General features: G+C 48.2%; 2 tRNA genes and 1 rRNA gene. All 3 read right to left on the bottom strand.

Annotated elements, in window-relative coordinates:
- Window positions 1-245: 245 nt before the first annotated feature.
- A tRNA-Ala gene (locus PGS10_RS24925) sits at window positions 246-321 on the bottom strand.
- Window positions 322-427: 106 nt separating this feature from the next.
- Window positions 428-504, bottom strand: a tRNA-Ile gene (locus PGS10_RS24920).
- A gap of 71 nt (window positions 505-575) precedes the next feature.
- Window positions 576-645, bottom strand: a 16S ribosomal RNA gene (locus PGS10_RS24915); the annotation flags it as partial.

Genomic DNA, 645 nt, shown 5'->3' with positions numbered 1-645 from the left:
CTTTTCGCAGATTAGCACGTCCTTCATCGCCTCTGACTGCCAGGGCATCCACCGTGTACGCTTAGTCGCTTAACCTCACAACCCGAAGATGTTTCACTTCTGATTGCGAAAATTTGAGAGACTCGAACACACATTGACTGTGTGTCGTTTCAATTTTCAGCTTGATCCAGATTTTTAAAGAGCAAAACTTCGCAGTGAACCTTTTCAGGTACACTCTGAAGTTTTCTTGTTTTTTGCAGTAAGGATGGTGGAGCTATGCGGGATCGAACCGCAGACCTCCTGCGTGCAAAGCAGGCGCTCTCCCAGCTGAGCTATAGCCCCATCGAATGAATCTCTTTTAACCTTAATTCGTTTTCGGGCGCGGCGTGGTGAAGCGAAGCATACTGAAGTATGCGAGCTTTTCCACAACAAAGCACGAGAGCGAATTTGGTAGGCCTGAGTGGACTTGAACCACCGACCTCACCCTTATCAGGGGTGCGCTCTAACCACCTGAGCTACAAGCCTGCAGAGATTACTTACTGCTGTATTTTCATCAGACAATCTGTGTGAGCACTACAAAGGCAGGTTCTTTAAGGTAAGGAGGTGATCCAACCGCAGGTTCCCCTACGGTTACCTTGTTACGACTTCACCCCAGTCATGAATCAC

The sequence above is a fragment of the Klebsiella sp. 141153 genome (assembly GCF_032601995.1).
GTDB lineage: Bacteria > Pseudomonadota > Gammaproteobacteria > Enterobacterales > Enterobacteriaceae > Klebsiella > Klebsiella aerogenes.
Note: the sequence above shows the minus strand (reverse complement) of the source record. Positions and strands in the feature narration are given on the sequence as shown.